The 17604-nt window shown below is 69.8% G+C and carries 17 protein-coding genes; 11 read left to right on the top strand and 6 right to left on the bottom strand.

Annotated features, from left to right (window positions below; translation table 11 throughout):
- Window positions 1–15: 15 nt before the first annotated feature.
- From JCR33_RS00635 to JCR33_RS00620, 4 genes are all read right to left on the bottom strand, one after another.
- Window positions 16–987, bottom strand: a complete 972-nt coding sequence (locus JCR33_RS00635; protein WP_198880076.1) for a substrate-binding domain-containing protein — start codon at window positions 985–987, stop codon at window positions 16–18.
- 80 nt (window positions 988–1067) lie between these two features.
- Window positions 1068–1823 carry a FadR/GntR family transcriptional regulator gene (locus JCR33_RS00630; protein WP_198880075.1) on the bottom strand — a complete coding sequence of 252 codons (756 nt, stop codon included), beginning with the start codon at window positions 1821–1823 and terminating at the stop codon, window positions 1068–1070.
- Between the two features lie 183 nt (window positions 1824–2006).
- Window positions 2007–3083 carry an alanine racemase gene (locus JCR33_RS00625; RefSeq protein WP_198880074.1) on the bottom strand — a complete coding sequence of 359 codons (1077 nt, stop codon included), beginning with the start codon at window positions 3081–3083 and terminating at the stop codon, window positions 2007–2009.
- A 75-nt stretch (window positions 3084–3158) separates the two neighbouring features.
- Window positions 3159–4367 (bottom strand): CaiB/BaiF CoA transferase family protein, encoded by a 1209-nt coding sequence (locus JCR33_RS00620; protein WP_198880073.1) that lies wholly within the window; start codon window positions 4365–4367, stop codon window positions 3159–3161.
- Between the two features lie 215 nt (window positions 4368–4582).
- On the opposite strand from JCR33_RS00620, the gene JCR33_RS00615 reads away from it, so the two are divergent.
- From JCR33_RS00615 to JCR33_RS00580, 8 genes are all read left to right on the top strand, one after another.
- Window positions 4583–5350, top strand: coding sequence for an IclR family transcriptional regulator (locus JCR33_RS00615; protein WP_198880072.1), 768 nt, complete (start codon window positions 4583–4585; stop codon window positions 5348–5350).
- 20 nt (window positions 5351–5370) lie between these two features.
- A complete protein-coding gene (locus JCR33_RS00610; protein WP_198880071.1) occupies window positions 5371–6153 on the top strand; it encodes an IclR family transcriptional regulator in 783 nt (260 codons plus the stop codon).
- 75 nt (window positions 6154–6228) lie between these two features.
- Window positions 6229–6981, top strand: a complete 753-nt coding sequence (locus tag JCR33_RS00605; RefSeq protein ID WP_198880070.1) for an SDR family NAD(P)-dependent oxidoreductase — start codon at window positions 6229–6231, stop codon at window positions 6979–6981.
- Complete coding sequence (locus tag JCR33_RS00600; protein ID WP_198880069.1) at window positions 6978–8693, top strand: FAD-dependent oxidoreductase; 1716 nt, start codon at window positions 6978–6980, stop codon at window positions 8691–8693. The genes JCR33_RS00605 and JCR33_RS00600 overlap by 4 nt, the downstream gene beginning before the upstream one ends.
- The gene (locus tag JCR33_RS00595; protein WP_198880068.1) at window positions 8690–9640 is read left to right on the top strand and encodes a DMT family transporter; all 951 of its coding nucleotides are present in this window, start codon (window positions 8690–8692) and stop codon (window positions 9638–9640) included. The genes JCR33_RS00600 and JCR33_RS00595 overlap by 4 nt, the downstream gene beginning before the upstream one ends.
- A 38-nt stretch (window positions 9641–9678) precedes the next feature.
- Window positions 9679–10713: a TRAP transporter substrate-binding protein gene (locus tag JCR33_RS00590; protein WP_198880067.1), complete on the top strand. Its 1035-nt coding sequence runs from the start codon at window positions 9679–9681 to the stop codon at window positions 10711–10713.
- A gap of 80 nt (window positions 10714–10793) precedes the next feature.
- Window positions 10794–11357, top strand: coding sequence for a TRAP transporter small permease subunit (locus JCR33_RS00585; RefSeq protein WP_198880066.1), 564 nt, complete (start codon window positions 10794–10796; stop codon window positions 11355–11357).
- Window positions 11354–12691 (top strand): TRAP transporter large permease, encoded by a 1338-nt coding sequence (locus tag JCR33_RS00580; protein WP_198880065.1) that lies wholly within the window; start codon window positions 11354–11356, stop codon window positions 12689–12691. Before JCR33_RS00585 ends, JCR33_RS00580 begins: the two co-directional genes overlap by 4 nt.
- Window positions 12692–12693: 2 nt before the next feature.
- On the opposite strand, the gene maiA is transcribed toward JCR33_RS00580, so the two are convergent.
- The gene (maiA, locus tag JCR33_RS00575) at window positions 12694–13320 is read right to left on the bottom strand and encodes a maleylacetoacetate isomerase (RefSeq protein WP_198880064.1); all 627 of its coding nucleotides are present in this window, start codon (window positions 13318–13320) and stop codon (window positions 12694–12696) included.
- Window positions 13317–13757, bottom strand: a complete 441-nt coding sequence (locus tag JCR33_RS00570; RefSeq protein ID WP_198880063.1) for a MarR family winged helix-turn-helix transcriptional regulator — start codon at window positions 13755–13757, stop codon at window positions 13317–13319. Before JCR33_RS00570 ends, maiA begins: the two co-directional genes overlap by 4 nt.
- Window positions 13758–13897: 140 nt before the next feature.
- Between JCR33_RS00570 and hmgA the strand changes: the two genes are divergently transcribed.
- The 3 genes from hmgA (at window position 13898) to JCR33_RS00555 (ending at window position 17577) form a co-directional block, all read left to right on the top strand.
- Entirely contained in the window at window positions 13898–15259 is a 1362-nt protein-coding gene (hmgA, locus tag JCR33_RS00565) for a homogentisate 1,2-dioxygenase (protein WP_198880062.1), read from the top strand.
- 64 nt (window positions 15260–15323) lie between these two features.
- Window positions 15324–16577 (top strand): fumarylacetoacetase, encoded by a 1254-nt coding sequence (gene fahA, locus JCR33_RS00560; RefSeq protein WP_198880061.1) that lies wholly within the window; start codon window positions 15324–15326, stop codon window positions 16575–16577.
- A gap of 49 nt (window positions 16578–16626) precedes the next feature.
- Window positions 16627–17577, top strand: a complete 951-nt coding sequence (locus JCR33_RS00555) for an MBL fold metallo-hydrolase (RefSeq protein WP_198880060.1) — start codon at window positions 16627–16629, stop codon at window positions 17575–17577.
- Window positions 17578–17604 lie beyond the last annotated feature (27 nt).

The following is a 17604-nucleotide window of genomic DNA, read 5'->3' as shown; positions in this document are numbered from 1 at the left end:
CCTAGCCGCCCCGGCTCACTCGACCTCGTTGGCGAACACGGTTTCCTTCACCGTCGGCAGCACCTCCTCGATGTTCTCGGACGTCACGACGAGGATCGGCACGACGATCTCCTTGTCGGGCTCGCCGCCGTTGAGGTGCTCCATCATCGCCTCGGCGGACCGCACGCCCATGAGGTAGGGCTGCTGCATGCCGGAGGCGACGATGTCGCCCGACTTCAGAAGGTCGACGAACTCCGGGATGCCGTCGAAGGCAGCGACGAGCACCTGGCCCTGGCGGCGGGCGGCGCGGATCGCCCGCAGCGCGCCGATCGCGGGCTGATCGGTCTGCACGAAGAGGCCGCGCATGTCGGGGTTCGCCGTCAGCATGTCCTGGGTGTAGCGGAAGGTCTCGTCGGCGGTGTAGGCCTGCATCTGCTGAAGCCCCGCCTCGGCGCCGGTGAAGCCGCCGGCCTTCAGCCCGTCGCGGAAGCCTTTGGTGCGGGCCTGGCCGTTCTTGCGCGCCTGCGAGATCGTCACGAGGCCGACCTTGTCGCCGCCCCAGCCCTTGGCCTCCAGCGCCTTGGCGAGCGCTTCGCCGACGCCCTTCGCCCCCTCGTAGTTGTCGGAGATGATGAAGGAGACGTAGTCGCCGGAGTTGGTGCCGATGTCGGCGATCACCACCGGCACGCCCTTCTCGGCGGCGAGGGAGAGGATGCTCGGCGCGGTGGACGAATCGGTCGGCGACAGCACGATGCCGGCGACGTCGCGGGCGATGGCGTCCTGCGCGTTCTGGAGCTGCGTCTGGGCGCTGTTGCGCGAATCGAGCGCCTGGAAGCCGTAGCCGCTGTCCTTGGCGACCTTCTCGACCCCCTTCGACAGGTAACGCCAGAAGGGCAAGTCGAGGCCCGGCGTCATGTAGACGATCTCCTTCTGCTGCGCCGCCGCGGGGGCGGCCAGCGCGGCAGCGAGGATCGCGCCGGCGATCGTCGTGGCGATGGTTCTTCTCATGGTGTCTTCTCCCTTGGTCGTCGCCCTTCGTGGGGCGATCATTGGTTGTGCGCGGGGCCTTCTTGCGGGCCTCCGCGCGGTCAGTTCACGGCGGGCGGTCCTCCCGATCGGGCGAGGATCGCCATCGTGGTCTCGTAGATGTGGCGGATGTGGACGTCGAAGGCGGCGACGGTGTGGGCACGGTCGCGCGCTTTGAGGGCCGCGAGGATCGCCTCGTGGTCCTCGAACGAGCGACGGATCGCGTCCGGCTCGGCCATCGCACGGAAGCGATGGGGCATCATGTAGGCGTAGAGATCGGAGACGAAGTCCGCCAGGACCGGGTTCGCGCACACCCGGTAGATCGCGAGGTGAAACTCGCGGTCGACGATGAGGAAGCGCACCGGGTCCTCGAAGGCGGCGCGATGCTGGACGAGGAGATCCTCGAGGATGTCGAGAACGCCCTCGTCGATCCGCTCGGCCGCGTCGGCCACCACCGGGCGCTCCACGGCGAGGCGGGCGGCATGCACGTCCTCGAGCGAGTAGGAGTTGATGAGGCTCGGCCGGGTGCCGACGAGGTCGGCGTCCACCCGGTCCGACAGCACCTTGGTGCGGGTGCCATGGGCGACGGCGACGACCCCCATGGTGGCGAGGATCTGCACCCCGCCGCGCACCGATTCGCGGCTGACGCGCAGCGCCGTCGCGAGCGCCCGCTCCGGCGGCAGGTCGTCGCCGGGCTTCAGAATGCCGGAGGCGATCAGCCACGCGATCTTCCCCGCCACCACCTCGCGCAGGCTGCGGCGCCCGATGCCATCGCGCAGCTCCGGCACGGTTTCGAGGATGAAGGCGTCGAGCGTCATCGCGTCCTGGCGTCGAAAAAAGACCAGCCTGGTCAACTGGTCCGGTCACCATACCTCAACGCCGAAACCCCACCGCGTCAAGGGGCTTGCCGTCGGCCCGATCGGCGTCGGCACGCCGCTGCATGGGGGCGTATGCGGCAGACGGACGCCTCGCCCACCGCAGGAATAGGGGCGTGCCGCGATCTAGCGGGCCGAGCCGAGCTGGCGGCGCACCTCCCACTCTCCGGTGGCGGTGAAGACGGCGGCGCGGTCGTAGAGGTAGGCCGTGGTGCAGGCGTGCCGCGGCAACAGGAGGCGGCGGGTGCCGATGGCGGCGTCCCCCTCCACCACCGTGTGCTCCTCGCTCATCAGGAGGATGCGCCCGTCGCTGCGAAAGCGCTCGCCGAGGGGCTTGTCGGGCGAGATCGCCTTGGCCCCGGCGTCGAGGGTGAAGGTGCCGTTGCGGCGCGACACCACCGTCGCCAGCACGAAGGCGGCCGGCACCCAGCCGAGGTGGGTGAGCTCGGCATCGTGCTGGTCGCTCGAATAGGTGAAGCTGCCCGGCGACACGTAGGCGGCGACCTCCGGCCACAGGTCGAAGGTGTAGCTGCCGCCGGCCACGGTGTCGGCGACGATCCCCTCGGCCGCGAGCGCGTCGGTCAACCCGGCGACGCGCTCGGCATTCGTCATCACCTCGTCGCGGCGCACCTCGAGCTCTCCGGCGATGTGCCCGTCATAGGCGTGCCAGCCGGCGAAGCGGCCCGCGGCGGCAACGCGCCGGGCAAGGCTCAGAGCCATGGAGCCGAGCGCGACCCCGGTCCGCCCCATGCCGACGTCGAGATCGACGCGCAGCGTCACCGCGTCGTCGGGGGCGAGCATCTCCTCCCATACGGCGAGCACGTTGGCGTCCTCCACCAGTGCTTCGAGCCGCACGTCGGGATGGGCGCGGGCGATCGCGACGAAGCGGGCGATCGCGGCCCGGCTCGCCGACGGGTAGGCCCACAAGACGTGCCTGGCCCCGGCCGCCACCGCCATCTCGACCTCCGCCACGGTGGCCGCCTTGAACGCCTCGACGCCCTCCTCCAGGAACATCCGCACGATCCAGGGAGCCCGATGGGTCTTCAGGTGGGGCATCAGCCGGCTCATCCCGCCGGCGGCCGCCGCGCTCCTTGCCAGATTGTGGCGCACCCCGTCCTCCCACACCACGAAGGCGGGGCTGGCGATCTCTTCGGGTGGCATCAGATCGAAGCGCGCCAGCGCATCGTGAGAGGTCAGGTCCATCGCTCTCTCCTCAAGGCTCGGGGCGAAGCATGGACTGTCGCCAACCCGCAAGGCCGGCGCAAGGGATGCGCCGCCTCAGCCGATCACGCCGGCGGCCCGAAGCCGCTCCCGCTCGGCGGCGTCGATGCCGGCGGCGGCGAGCACCTCGTCGGTGTGGGCGCCCACCGCCGGGCCCGTCCAGGCGACCTCGCCCGGGGCCTCCACCACCTCCGGCACGATGCCGGCGTGGAGCGTCGGCCCGATCAGCGGGTCGTCCACGTCCCGCACCATGCCGCGGTAGCGGAACTGCGGATCGGCGACGCAATCCTCCACCGAGTAGACGGAGCTCGAGGGAATGTCCGCCTCCTCGAGGCGGGCGAGCGCCTCGCCCGCCGTGTGCCGCCGCGTCCAGCCGGCGATGATCTCGTCGAGCTCGTCCATGTTCTGGACCCGCAGCCGGTTGTCGAGGAACCGGGGATCCTGGGCGAGCTCGGGCCGGCCGATCAGCGCGCACAGCTTGGCGAAGAGATTGTTGGAGTTGCCGCCGATCAGGATCCAGCGGCCTTCCTTGGTCGGATAGGCGTTGGAGGGGGCGGCGGTGGGGATCGTCGAGCCCGTCGGCCGGCGCACGGTGCCGAGGCGCCCATATTCGGGCAGCATCCCTTCCATCAGCGACAGGACCGCATCGGCGAGGGCGACGTCGAGGGTGAGGCCGTCGTTGCCCCGGGTGCGTCCGAGGAGGGCCGACACGATGCCGAGCGCGGCGTAGAGGCCGGCGATGGAATCGCCGATGCTGACCCCCGTGCGCACCGGCGGCAGATCGGACTTGCCGGGCGGATGGTCGGTCAGATAGCGCAGGCCCCCCACCGCCTCGCCGATCACGCCGAACGCCGCCCGGTCCCGCGCCGGCCCGGACATGCCGTAGCCCGACACGTGGGCGATGACGAGATCGGGGCGCACCGCGCGCAGCACGTCGTCGCCGAGGCCGAGCTTGGCGAGCTGGCCGGGGCGCAGATTCTCCACGAGCGCGTCGCAGTCGGCGACGAGCCGCTTGACGATCGCGACACCCTCCGGCGCCTTGAGGTTGAGACAGATCGAGCGCTTGTTGCGGCCGTGCTGCGACCACCACACCGAATGGCCGTCGACGGCGGCGCCCCAGGTGCGCACCGGATCGCCACCGGGCGGCTCGATCTTGAGGATGTCGGCCCCGAGATCGGCGAGCACGCGGGCGGCGAAGGGCGCGGCGATGAAGTGGCCGATCTCGAGGATGCGAACCCCGGCGAGCGGACCCTTGCGTTGTGTCATGGGAGGGCGACCATTCCTTGCGGCAGCATCGGAGCGCGTGGGCCCCGCCCCTCCGAACAAAGCGCATGCGGCGGCACGGGTCCATCCGCAACCGGCACGACCGCCGCGCCGAGTGCGCTTTCCCACCGGCCCGACCTCGCGCTAAGAGTGCAGCTCACACAGAACGCGCGCGGGCAGCGAGGTTGCGCACGGACCGCGCGGCAAGGGGAGATTCGGTGGGAAGACAGCCACGCGGCATCCAGTCGCTCGAGGTGGGGGGGCGGCTCCTCGCGGCGCTCGTCGCAGGGCCTGCGGACATGTCGTTGAAGGAGTTGTCGACGGCGGCCGGGATGGCGCCGGCCCAGGCGCACGGCTATCTCGCGAGCTACCGCCGCACCGGCCTCGTGGAGCAGGACGCCGCCACCGGCCACTACCGCCTCGGCCCGTTCGCGACACGCCTCGCGATGGCGCGGCTGCGCACCCAGCCCGCCCTCGCCGCCGCGGTCGCCGCCACCACGCGCGTCGCCGACACCGCCGGCATCATGGCGACGCTCGCCGTCTGGGGACCGCACGGCCCCACGGTGATCCACCGCACCGACGGCGAGGAGGTGCTCAACGTCAACATCCGCGTCGGCACCATGTTCGCCCTCGCCGCGACCTCGCCGGCGATCGTCTTCGCCGCATTCGGCGATCCGGAGCGCACGGTGGAGGTGCGCGGCGCCGGCGGCGTGCGCGAGCGCCTCGCCTTGGGCGACCTCCTCACCCGCGACACCGCCATCGGCGAGGCGGCGACCGCGGTGCGCGCCGCCGGCCACGCGATCCTGCGCAACACGCCGGTGCCGGGGGTCAACGCCCTCGCCGCCCCCCTGATCGACGCCGAGGGCGACCTCACGGCGGCGATCATCGTGATGGGCTCGCCCGCCCGCCTCGACGTCGCCGCCCCCGACGGGGTCCTAGAGACGCTCACCGCGACCACCAGCGGGCTCGCGACGGCCGCAGCCTGAGCCCCCCCGGAGAGAATGAGATGAACAGAAAGGAAGGGCGCGGCGTGCGCTCCGTGGAGGTGAGCGCGGAGCTTCTCGAGGCGCTCGCGGCGAGCTGCACACCGATGATGCTGCGCGATCTCGCCTCGACCGCCGGCATGGCCCCGGCTCAGGCGCACGCCTATCTCACGAGCCTGCGCACCCTCGGCCTGGTGGAGCAGGAGCCGGGATCGGCCCGCTACCGGCTCGGCCCGGCCGCGCTCGATCTCGGCATCGTCCGGATGCGCAGCGTCGACCCGATCCGCGTCGGCCAGGAGGCGGCCGCCGCACTCTCGGCGCAAACCGGCTTCAGCATCGCGATCGTGGTGTGGGGCTCGTTCGGCCCCACCGTGATCCAGGTCCACGAGGGCCCCGACCAGATCCACATCAACACCAAGGCCGGCACGGTCTATTCGATCACCGGCACGGCGAGCGGGCGCGTGTTCGCCGCCTTCGGGCCCGACCGGATGGTCGGCAAGGCGCTCGCCGCCGAACGCCGCTCCGGCGCGCCCGGGCGTGTCGGCAACACGGCCACCCTCACCGCCGAGGACATCGCCGTCATCCGCCGGGAGGGTTACGCCACCGTCTCCCCGCCCCCGGTCCCCGGGGTGAACGCCCTGTCGGTGCCGGTCTTCGACCTCTCCGGCGTCATGCAGTTCGCCATCACCATGATTGGCGCCGCCGCCCTCCTCGACACCACGCCCGCCTCACCCTTCCTGCCCCCCCTCAAGGCGGCCGCTGCCCACGTCAGCCAGGAGCTCGGCGCCGATCAGGGACTCGACTGACGCCCCCGTTGCGGTGACTTGCGATTTGATATAGTCAAACGCATTCATTAGTCACGAACAACAAGAGCGGTCGGGATGGAAGGCGTTAGGGGGTCGGTGGCCGTCGTCACCGGCGCGGGCCAGGGCAACGGGCGCGCCATCGCGCTCGGTCTCGCACGGGCCGGCGCACACGTGGCCGTGGCCGACATCGACGGCGAGACGGCACGGAAAACGGCAGACGAGATCGTCGCGGCGGGCGGACATGCCATCGCCGTGGCGGTGGACGTTGCGGACAAGGCGGCCTGTGCCGCCGTCGCCGAGACGGTGAAGGCGGAGCTCGGCGAGGCCGCGATCCTCGTCAACAACGCCGGCATCATCCGCCGCGAGCCGTTCGTGGCGGAGGGCTTCGACGAGGGGTGGGACCGGATCTTTCGCGTCAACGTCGACGGGTCGCGCAACATGGTGCGCGCCTTCCTGCCCCAGCTCACGGCGACCAAGGGGCGCATCGTCAATCTCGGATCGATCATGTCGGTGATCGCCGGCCCCAACATCTCCGCCTACGCGGCGAGCAAGGGGGCGATCCTGCAGTTCACCCGCGCCCTCGCCGCCGAGCTCGCCGACGTCGGCATCCGCGTCAACGCCATCGCGCCCGGCGTGATCGCGACGCCGATGACCGAGACCACCCGCGCCAACCCCACCGCCATCGGCCGCTTCATGGACCACACGCCCATGAAGCGCGTCGGCGAAGCGGAGGAGCTCGTCGGCCCGGTCCTCTTCCTCGCTTCCAAGATGTCCAGCTACGTCACCGGCGCCCTGCTGCCCGTCGATGGAGGGTACCTCGTCCAATGAACGCACCCATCAAGCCGCGTCGTCACGAATGCGACGTCCTCGTCGTCGGCTCCGGCGCCGGCGGTCTCTCCGCGGCCGTGTCGGCCGCCCACCGCGGTCTCGACGTGCTCGTGGTGGAGAAGGAGCCGGTCTTCGGCGGCACCACGGCCCGCTCCGGCGGCTGGCTCTGGGTGCCGTGCAACGCGCCGGCCCGTCGCGCCGGCGTCGAGGACAGCGCCGCCGCCGCCCGCACCTATCTCAAGGGCCAGACCGGCGACCACTTCGACCCCGCCCGCGTCGACGCCTACCTCGACACCGCGCCCCGCGCCGTGGAGTTCTTCGAGGAGAACACCGCGCTCCAATTCGACCTCGGCCCGATCTTCGCCGACTACCACCCCGACGCTCCGGGCGGGATGCCCGGCGGGCGCTCCATCGTCGCCCGCCCGTTCGACGGGCGCGAGCTCGGACCGGAAATCGCCCGGCTGCGCCCGCCGCTTGCGGAAATCACCTTCCTCGGCATGATGATCGGGTCCGGCAAGGAGCTCCTCCATTTCTTCCGCGTCACCCGCTCACCGATCTCGGCCCTGTTCGTCTCGAAGCTGTTTGCGAAGTTCATGCGTGACAAGCTGTTCTACGGGCGCGCCATGCGCCTCATGAACGGCAACGCGCTCGTCGCCCGGCTCGCCAAGTCGGCGTTCGATCGAAACGTGCCGATCTGGACCAACGCGCCGGTGCGCAAGCTGCGCATCCTGGAGGAGCGCGTGATCGGCGCTCTCGTCGACACCCCGGAGGGGCCGGTGGAGGTGACGGCGCGCAAGGGCGTGGTGCTCGCCTGCGGCGGCTTTCCGCAGGACGCGGTGCGGCGCAAGGCCCTCTTCCCCCACTCGCCCTCCGGCTACGAGCACGCCTCCCCCGCCCCGCCGGGCAATACCGGCGACGGGCTGCGGCTCGGTGAAGCGGTCGGGGCCTACGTCGACGACACGCTCCCCAATGCGGCCGCCTGGGTGCCGATCTCCCGCCCCGTGCGGCCCGACGGCACGCTCGGTACCTTCCCCCACTTCGTCGACCGCTCCAAGCCCGGCATCATCGCCGTGACGCGCTCCGGCCGCCGCTTCGTCAACGAGGCGGATTCCTACCACGTCTTCTGCCAGGCGATGGTGGCCCGCTGCGGCGAGGAAGGGGGCGAGATTTGCGCCTATTTCATCGCCGACCATCCCACCTTCCGCAAATACGGGCTCGGCTACGCCAAGCCCGCCCCCGTCCCCTACGGCCGCGAGGTGGCGACGGGCTATCTGATCGTCGGCAAGACGCTCGCCGAGCTCGCCGAGAAGATCGGCGCCGACCCGGCGGAGCTGCAGCGGACCGTCGAGCGCTTCAACGGCCCCGCCCGACGCGGCGAGGACCCGGAGTTCCACAAGGGCAGCACCGCCTACAACCGCTCCCTCGGCGACCCGGAGCACACCCCCAACCCCTGCGTCGCGCCCGTCGAGAAGGGCCCGTTCTATGCGGTGAAGCTCGTCGTCGGCGACCTCGGCACCTTCGTCGGCCTCGCCACCGACGAGAACGCCCGCGTGCTCGACGAGCACCGCCAGCCCATCGAGGGCCTCTACGCCGCCGGCAACGACGCGGCGAGCATCATGGGTGGCGCCTACCCCGGCGGCGGCATCACCCTCGGCCCCGCCGTGACGTTCGGCTACATCGCCGCCCGCCACATGGCCCGAGCCAACGATTGAGACCCGGCGGCGCCACCCTGCGCGGCACCCTCTGCGGAGCCGGCGCCGCCATCGCCTGGGCGATCTACAATGTCGGCGTCGACATCGGCCGCTCGTCGGGCTTCACCGGCGCCGACCTCGTCATCCTGCGCTACGCGGTGCCGGCGCTGCTCGTCCTGCCCTACGCGCTGACGCGGTCGCGGCGGCTCGTCCGCGTCGGGTTGGGGCGAGCGCTGGTGCTCACCATCGGCATCGGGCCGCCCTTCTCCTACCTGATCAATCTCGGCTTCGGCATGGCCCCGCTCGCCCACGCCGTGGTCATCGGACCGGCGATGACGATGATCGTCGCGAACACCCTCTCCCTCGTCGTGGAGCGCCGCGCGATTCCGCCGCAGCGACTCCTCGGCATGGCGATCCTCATCGTCGGCCTCGCGCTGGTGGGGTTCGACCAGCCCGAGCACAAGAGCCTCACCCACGCGCCCTGGGTCGGCGATCTCTGCTTCATGGGCTCCGGCTTCCTGTGGGGCTCCTTCACCTATCTCCTCGGCCGCTGGCGGCTCGATCCCGTCGACACCACCGCCACCGTCGCGCTGATCTCCACGGTGCTGTTCGGCCCGATTTACGTGGCGTTCTTCTCGCCGAGCCATCAACCCGTCGTCGCGTGGGTGATGCAGGCGATCTATCAGGGCGTCCTCGGCGGGCTGCTCGCCATCATCGCCTTCGCCGCGGCGATCTCGCTGCTCGGCTCCGGCCGCGCCGCGCTCTTCACCGCCCTGGTGCCGCCGCTCGCCGCCTTTCTCGCGGTCCCGATGTCGGGGAGCGTGCCGAGCCTCCTGCAGTGGGCGGCGCTCCTCCTCGCCAGCCTCGGGCTCATTGTTTCGCTCGATCTAACAAACCGTCGACGCGGGGCGAGTGTTCCAGTTGATCCCCCCTCTAAATTTGTATATGACAAATGCGATCAGCCATAACGAACAACCGGCAATGATCCGGGCTCGTGGGAGGAACAATGAGAAAGACCATCACGGTGGCGATGCTCGCTGCCATGGCCGGGGCTGCGTCGCCCGCCGCTGCCGAGAGCTTCGACCTTCAGAGCGTCTTCGGCCTGCAGGTGCCCTCGATCGGGCCGAGCCCGCAGCTCTGGGCCGACCGCGTCGCGCTGATGACCGACGGCGACATCGAGATCGACGTTCACGGCGCCGGTGAGTTCGTCCCGCCGTTCGAGGTGTTCGGCGCCGTCTCTTCCGGCGCGATCCCGATGGGCTTCGACTGGATCGGCTACTGGGCGGAGACGATTCCCGTCGCCAACCTCATCGGCTCGATGCCGTTCGGCCCGACGCCCGACGTCGCCCTCTCCTGGATGTTCGAAGGCGGCGGCCTCGAGATCATCCAGAAGGCCTACGACGCGCACAATGTGAAGGTGATCCCCTGCCACCTGGTGGTTCCCGAAGCCGGCGGCTGGTTCAACAAGGAGATCAACACGCCGGAGGACTTCAAGGGCCTCAACATGCGCATCGCCGGCCTCGGCGGCAAAGCGCTCGCCCGCCTCGGCGCCAACACCCAGCTCGTCCCCGCCGGCGAGATCTACGTGTCGCTCGAGACCGGCCGCATCGACGCCACCGAGTTCTCCGCGCCGCAGCTCGACATCGGCTTCGGCTTCCAGAAGATCGTCAAGAACTACTACTTCCCCGGCTGGCATCAGCCCTCGAGCTGGGACTCCATCATCATCAACATGGACGTCTGGAACGGCTTCGACGAGGAGACCCAGGCGATCATGGTGGAGGCCTGCAAGGCGAACATCACCTACAACCTCGCCGACCAGCTGCGCGCCCAGAGCGAGGCGATCGCCAAGATCCGCGAGGCCGGGGTGACGGTGCGGCGCTTCCCCGACGAGGTGCTCGCGGCGCTGCGCGAAGCCTCCACCGAGGTGATGGAGGAAGAGGCGGAGAAGGACGCGATCTTCAAGGAGGCCTACGAGTCCCTCGTCAACTACATCGACAAGGTCGGCGAGTGGGATACGCTCCAGGCGCTGCCGCGTCACTGACGATCCACCGTCCGAGGTTCGGACCACAGCGACTCTGACCAGGGGACCGGCGCGACGCCGATCCCCCTTCGCCGGACGCCATGATCAAGACCTGCCGCATCATCGTCGACCTGACCGCCTTCCTCGGCAAGGCCGTGTCGTGGCTCATCCTGCCCCTCATCGTCTTCGTGGTGACGGCGGTGGTGGCCGGGCAGGTCGGCGTCAACCGCATCGCCGGGTGGGAGGGCGACGTGCCCTTCCTCGGCTCCGCCGTCACGGTGAACACCCTCACCGACCTGCAATGGACGATCTTCGCCCTTCTCGTCCTCTTCGGCGGCGTCTATGCGCTGCGCGACGACGCGCACGTCAACGTGGACTTCCTGTCGGCCGCCTTCCCGCCGCGCGTGCGGCAGGTGGTCGAGGTGATCGGCGACCTCATCTTCCTGCTGCCGCTCTGCATCATCATCACCTGGTTCGGCGTGAAATTCGCCCTCACCTCCTGGACGAGCGGCGAAGCCTCCACCTACGGCGGCCTCACCGACAGGTGGTTCCTCAAGGCCTGCATCCCGCTCGCCTTCGGCCTTCTCGCCATCGCCGGCCTGGCGCGGGCGGTCGGCACCCTGGCCGCCCTCATTTCCGGTCGCGACGCGGACGAGGACCAATGAACGAGTTTGTCTGGCCGACCATCATGCTCGTGGCGCTGATGATCGGGATCTTCGTCGGCTATCCGGTGGCGTTCGTGCTCGGGGGCGTCGGCATCCTGACGGCGCTCGTCGCCGACGTGCCGATCATCTTCCTGTCGACCTCGGTGTCGCGGATCTATTCGGGGATCCTCACCAACTGGCTCCTCATCGCGATCCCCCTCTTCGTCTTCATGGGGCTGATGCTGGAGCGGTCGGGCATCGCGGAGCGGCTGTTGCGCTCGCTGGCGGCGACCTTTCGCGGGGTGCCCGGCGGCTACGCCTTCGCCGTCACGGTGATCGGCATCGTCATGGCCGCGTCCACCGGCATCATCGGCGCCTCGGTGGTGCTGATGGGCATGATGGCGCTGCCGACGATGATGAAGAACGGCTACGATCCGAAGATCTCCACCGGCCTCATCGCCGCCTCCGGCACCCTCGGCATCCTCATCCCGCCGTCGATCATGCTGATCGTCCTCGGCGATCAGATGCGCGTCTCGGTGGGCGACCTCTTCATGGGCGCCGTCGGGCCCGGCCTCCTCCTCGGCGGCCTCTATCTCGTCTACATCGCATTCATCGCGATCTTCGCGCCGCATCGCATGCCCGCCGCCGAGCACGAGCGCGCGGCGAACCGCCTCGCCGCCATCGGCCGGCTGGTGGTGGACCTCCTCGCTCCGGTGGTGCTCATCCTCGCCGTGCTCGGCACCATCGTCGCCGGCGTCGCGACCCCCACCGAATCGGCCGCCATCGGCGCCCTGGGCGCGATGCTCCTCGCCCTCTTCTCCGGCCGCCTGTCGTTCTCGACCCTCGCCACCTCGCTGCGCGACACCACCAAGACCACGGCGATGATCATCTTCGTGATGATCGGCGCCACCATCTTCAGCGTCGTCTTCCGCAAGCTCGGCGGCGACGACATGATCGAAGACCTCTTCGCCGTGCACGAGGGGAGCCCCTATCTGGTGCTCGCGATGATCCTCGGCCTCGTCTTCGTGCTGGGCTTCTTCCTGGAGTGGGTCGAGATCACCCTCGTCGTGGTGCCGATCGTGGCGCCGGTGGTGGGCGGGCTCGACTTCGGCCTCTCGCCCGACGACACGATGATCTGGTTCGCGATCCTCCTCGCCGTCAACCTCCAGACCTCCTTCCTCACCCCGCCCTTCGGCTACGCCCTCTTCTATCTGCGCGGCGTCGCGCCGCCGGGGGTGGGGATCGGCGTCATCTATCGCGGCATCATCCCCTTCGTGCTCCTCCAGCTCGCCGCCCTTCTCGCGGTGGCGATGATGCCGCGCATCGTCCTATGGCTGCCCAGCCTCTCCGGCTGACCTCAGCCCGGCCGCGCGCGGTCGGGGTGGGCGGCGGCGACGGCCGGCAGCGCCGCCATCTCCGCGTCGATCGCGAGGGTGTGGGGCATTGCCGAAAGGTCGACCTCCCAGCGGCGGGCGTTGTAGACTTGCGGCACCAGGCAGATGTCGGCGATCCCCGGCCGGTCGCCGTGGACGAAGCGGCCGGTGCGCGAGCGGTCGAGCATCTCTTCCACCGCGAGCATGCGCGGGCCGATGAAGGTGTGCATCCAGTCCTTCATCCCGATCGCCCCGTTGGACGCCTTCACCGCCGCCTGCGCCACCGAGAGGTTGCAGATCGGGTGGAGGTCCATCGCGATGGCGTAGGCGATGGCGCGCACTTTCGCCCGCTCCACCGGCTCGGCGGGACGGAAGCCCGCGGAACGCGTCTCGTCGAGATATTCGATGATGGCGAGCGACTGGGTCATCATCACCCCGTCGATCTCGAGCGCCGGCACGAGGCCCTGCGGGTTGCGGGCAAGGTGCGCCGCCGAGCGCTGCTCGCCCGCGGTCAGATCCACCGGCACGAGCTCGTACTTCATGTCGAGCAGGTTGAGCGCGATGCGGACCCGGTAGGCCGCCGATGAACGCCAATAGTCGTAGAGAATCATTTCGAAGCCTCCAGCGCCTCCATCACCAATCGCTGGAACGCGCGGCCGTCGCCGTCGGCGAAGCGAGCGAGGAAGTCGGCCTCGAAGCGGCGCGCGATGGGGGCGATCTCCGCCATCATATCGCGCCCCTTCTGGGTGAGGCTCATCTCCACCAGGCGGCGGTCGACGGCGCTCTGGCGCTTCTCGATGAGACCGTTCGCCTCAAGCCGCTGCGCCGCACGGCTGATCTTCGCCTTGTCGAGATCGACACGTGCGAACACTTCCCGCGTCGACACCTTGTCGGCGGCGGACAGGTGAGCAACCACGCGCCACTCGGCAAGGCTCAGGCCGAACCGACGTCCGTAGATCTCGGCGAATTCGGCACTGACCCGGCTCGACAGAATGGCGAGCTGGTAGGGCAAAAAGGCGTCGAGCTCGAAGTTCGCGCTTTGACTCATTTCATTTCCAACGATATATTTCAAGCGTATCCGCTGCCCTGTCGCGGCGCAAGCGCGCCGCCCGCGAGACGGCGGAACGAACAACGGCGGGCACGGGTGCCGAACGGCACCGTCCGGGAGCCGCATTGGAGAGAAGCGCCATGAACAAGCACGTCGACATGACGAAGCTCGCCCGCGCCACGACGGGCGCCGGCACGGTGGACGGCTATATGCCCGGCTTCGGCAACGATTTCGAGACCGAGGCGCTGCCGGGCGCCCTGCCCCAGGGCCAGAACTCGCCGCAGAAGTGCGAGTACGGCCTCTATGCCGAGCAGCTGTCCGGCACCCCCTTCACCGCCCCGCGCGGCCAGAACGAGCGGACCTGGTGCTACCGCATCCGCCCCTCGGTGAAGCACGTCACGCGCTTTTCCAAGATCGACGTTCCGTACTGGAAGTCGGCGCCGCACGTCGACGACGCCATCATCAGCCTCGGCCAGTATCGCTGGGACCCGGTGCCGATGACGTCGGAGCGGCTGACCTTCGTCACCGGCATGCGCACGATGACCACCGCCGGCGACGTGAACACCCAGGTGGGTATGGCCGCCCACATCTACCTCGCGACGGCGGACATGGAGGACGAGTGGTTCTACTCCGCCGATTCGGAGCTCCTGATCGTGCCGCAGGACGGGGCGCTGATCATCGAGACCGAGCTCGGCGTGATGGCGGTGGAGCCGCTCGAGATCGCCATCCTGCCGCGCGGCATGCTGTTCGCGGTGAAGCTCGCCGGCGGTCCCGCCCGCGGCTTCGTGTGCGAGAACTACGGGGCGAAGTTCGCCCTGCCCGGCCGCGGCCCCATCGGCGCCAACTGCCTCGCCAACTCGCGCGACTTCAAGACCCCCGTCGCCGCCTTCGAGGACCGCGCCTGCGAGGGTCGCGTGATCATCAAGTGGTGCGGCCAGTTCCACGAGACACCGATCGGCCACTCGCCGCTCGACGTCGTTGCCTGGCACGGCAACTACGCGCCGGCGAAGTACGACCTGCGCGCCTTCTCCCCCGTCGGCGCGATCCTCTTCGATCACCCCGACCCGTCGATCTTCACCGTGCTGACGGCGCCCTCGGGCGTGGAGGGCACCGCCAACATCGACTTCGTGATCTTCCCCGAACGCTGGCTGCCGGCCGAGCACACCTTCCGCCCGCCTTGGTACCACAAGAACATCATGTCGGAGCTCATGGGCAACATCTACGGCGTCTACGACGCGAAGCCCGAAGGGTTCGTGCCCGGCGGCATGAGCCTGCACAACATGATGCTGCCCCACGGGCCCGATCACGACGCCTTCGAGAAGGCGTCCAACGAGCCGATGGTGCCGGTGAAGCTGAAGGACACCATGTCGTTCATGTTCGAGACGCGCTTTCCCCAGCACCTCACCCGCTTCGCCGCGGAGGAGGCCCCGCTCCAGGACAACTATGTCGACTGCTGGGAAGGGCTTGAGAAGAAGTTCGACGGCACCCCCGGCATCAAGTGAGCATGGATCGCTCCCCCGGCGCGCTCCGGCGCGCCGCCCCTTCCGACGCACATCGAGCCTGCCCATGCCTTTGATCGCGAGCCGCATCGCGAGCGCCAACAGCGCCACCAGCGACTTCCCGCTCAACAACCTGCCCTTCGGGGTGATCTCCACCGCCGGATCGCCGCCGCGCTGCGCGGTGGCGATCGGTGATTTCGCGCTCGACCTCGCCGCGCTCGAGGCCGACGGCCGGCTCGACGCGGGCGCGCCGGTGTTCGCGGCCGACCGCCTCAACCCGTTCATGGCGCTCGGGCCAGCGGCCTGGGCACGGGTGCGCGAGCAGCTCACCACCCTCCTCGCCGAGGGCGCCGAGACGCCCATCGACGACGCCCTGGTGCCGCTCGACGCGGTCACCCACCACCTCCCCTTCGCGGTGAGCGAATACACCGACTTCTACGCCTCCAAGATGCACGCCTCCAACGTCGGCACGATGTTTCGCGGGCCGGAGAACGCGCTTCCGCCCAACTGGCTGCACATTCCGATCGGCTACAACGGGCGCGCCTCCTCGGTGGTGGTGTCGGGCACCGACATCCATCGCCCGCTCGGCCAGCGCAAGCCACCCGACGCGGCCGCGCCCACCTTCGGCCCGTCGCTGCGGATGGACATCGAACTGGAGCTCGGCGCCGTGGTGGGCGTCGCCTCGCCCTGGGGCGCGCCGATCACCGTCGAAGAGGCCGACGCGATGATCTTCGGCTACGTCCTCCTCAACGACTGGTCGAGCCGGGACATCCAAGCCTGGGAGTACGTGCCGCTCGGCCCCTTCCAGGGCAAGGCGTTCGGCACCACCATCAGCCCGTGGGTGGTGACGCGGGCGGCGCTCGAGCCGTTCCGCGCCCCGCTGCCGCCGCGCGAGGTGCCGGAGCTGCCTTATCTCCACCAGGCGGCACCCGGCCTCTACGACATCCACCTCGAAGTGGCGATGGAGCCTCCCGGCGCCGATCGCGAGACCATCATCAGCCGCACCAACTATCGCGAGATGTACTATTCGTCCGCCCAGCAGCTCGCCCACCACGCGGTCGGCGGATGCGGCATGCGCGTGGGCGATCTCCTCGGCTCCGGCACCATCTCCGGCCCGACGCGCGGCGAGCACGGCTCGCTCCTCGAGATCTCGTGGGGCGGCAAGGAGCCCTTCGCCCTCGACACCGGCGAGACGCGCTCCTTCATCGAGGACGGCGACCGCCTGACCCTGCGCGGCCACTGCGAGGGCGAGGGCTACCGCATCGGCTTCGGCGAGGCGACCGGCCGCATTCTGCCCGCGGTGGCCAACCGCTGGGCCTGACACCTCCGCCGCGGCGCCTCCGCCGCGGCGACACCTTAGGGAGAAGACAATGGCGAAGTCCTTCGCATCGGCGGGCGACCTGACGGAAAAGAAGGTCAGTTTCACCGAGATCGGCCCGGATCTGTGGGCCTTCACCGCCGAGGGCGATCCCAACACCGGCGTCATCATCGGCGACGACAGCGTGATGGTGATGGATGCGCAGGCGACACCGCGCCTCGCCAACATGGTGGTGGAGAAGATCCGCACGGTGACGGACAAGCCGATCAAGTACGTGACGCTGTCGCACTATCACGCCGTGCGCGTGCTCGGCGCCTCGGCCTACGGCGCGTCCGAGATCATCGCCTCCGACGTCTGCCGCTCGATGGTCGCCGAGCGCGGCAAGGAGGACTGGGACTCCGAGTTCGGCCGCTTCCCGCGCCTCTTCGAGGGGCACGAGAGCATTCCCGGCCTCACCTGGCCCACCATGACCTTCGCCACTGCGATGAGCGTCTATCTCGGCAAGCGCCGCGTCGACCTGATGCACGTCGGCCGGGCGCACACGGCGGGCGACATCGTCGCCTGGGTGCCGGATGCCGGCGTGCTCTTCACCGGCGACATCGTGGAGTACAAGTCCGCCTGCTATTGCGGCGACGCCCACTTCCGCGACTGGGGCGGCACGCTCGACAACGTGAAGGCGTTCCGCCCGGCGGCCATCGCCCCCGGCCGCGGCGACGCCCTCGTCGGCGACGCGGTTGTCGAGGAGGCGATCGAGAACACGCGCGACTTCGTCGACAGCCACTATCGCGCGGTCTCGCAGGTCGCCGCCCGCGGCGGCTCGCTGAAGGAGGCGGGCGAGGCGGTGCGCGCCGTGTGCGACCCGAAGTTCGGCGACTACGCCATCTACGAGCACTGCTTCCCCTTCAACGTCGCCCGCGCCTACGACGAGGCGCTCGGCATCGACACGCCGCGGGTGTGGACCGCCGAGCGGGACCGGGAGATCTGGGCCGCGCTCCAGGGCTGATCCCCGCCCCGAACGAACCGATCCCGC

Origin of the sequence: Acuticoccus mangrovi, from assembly GCF_016411865.1 — a bacterium.
Classification (GTDB): domain Bacteria; phylum Pseudomonadota; class Alphaproteobacteria; order Rhizobiales; family Amorphaceae; genus Acuticoccus; species Acuticoccus mangrovi.
Note: the sequence above shows the minus strand (reverse complement) of the source record. Positions and strands in the feature narration are given on the sequence as shown.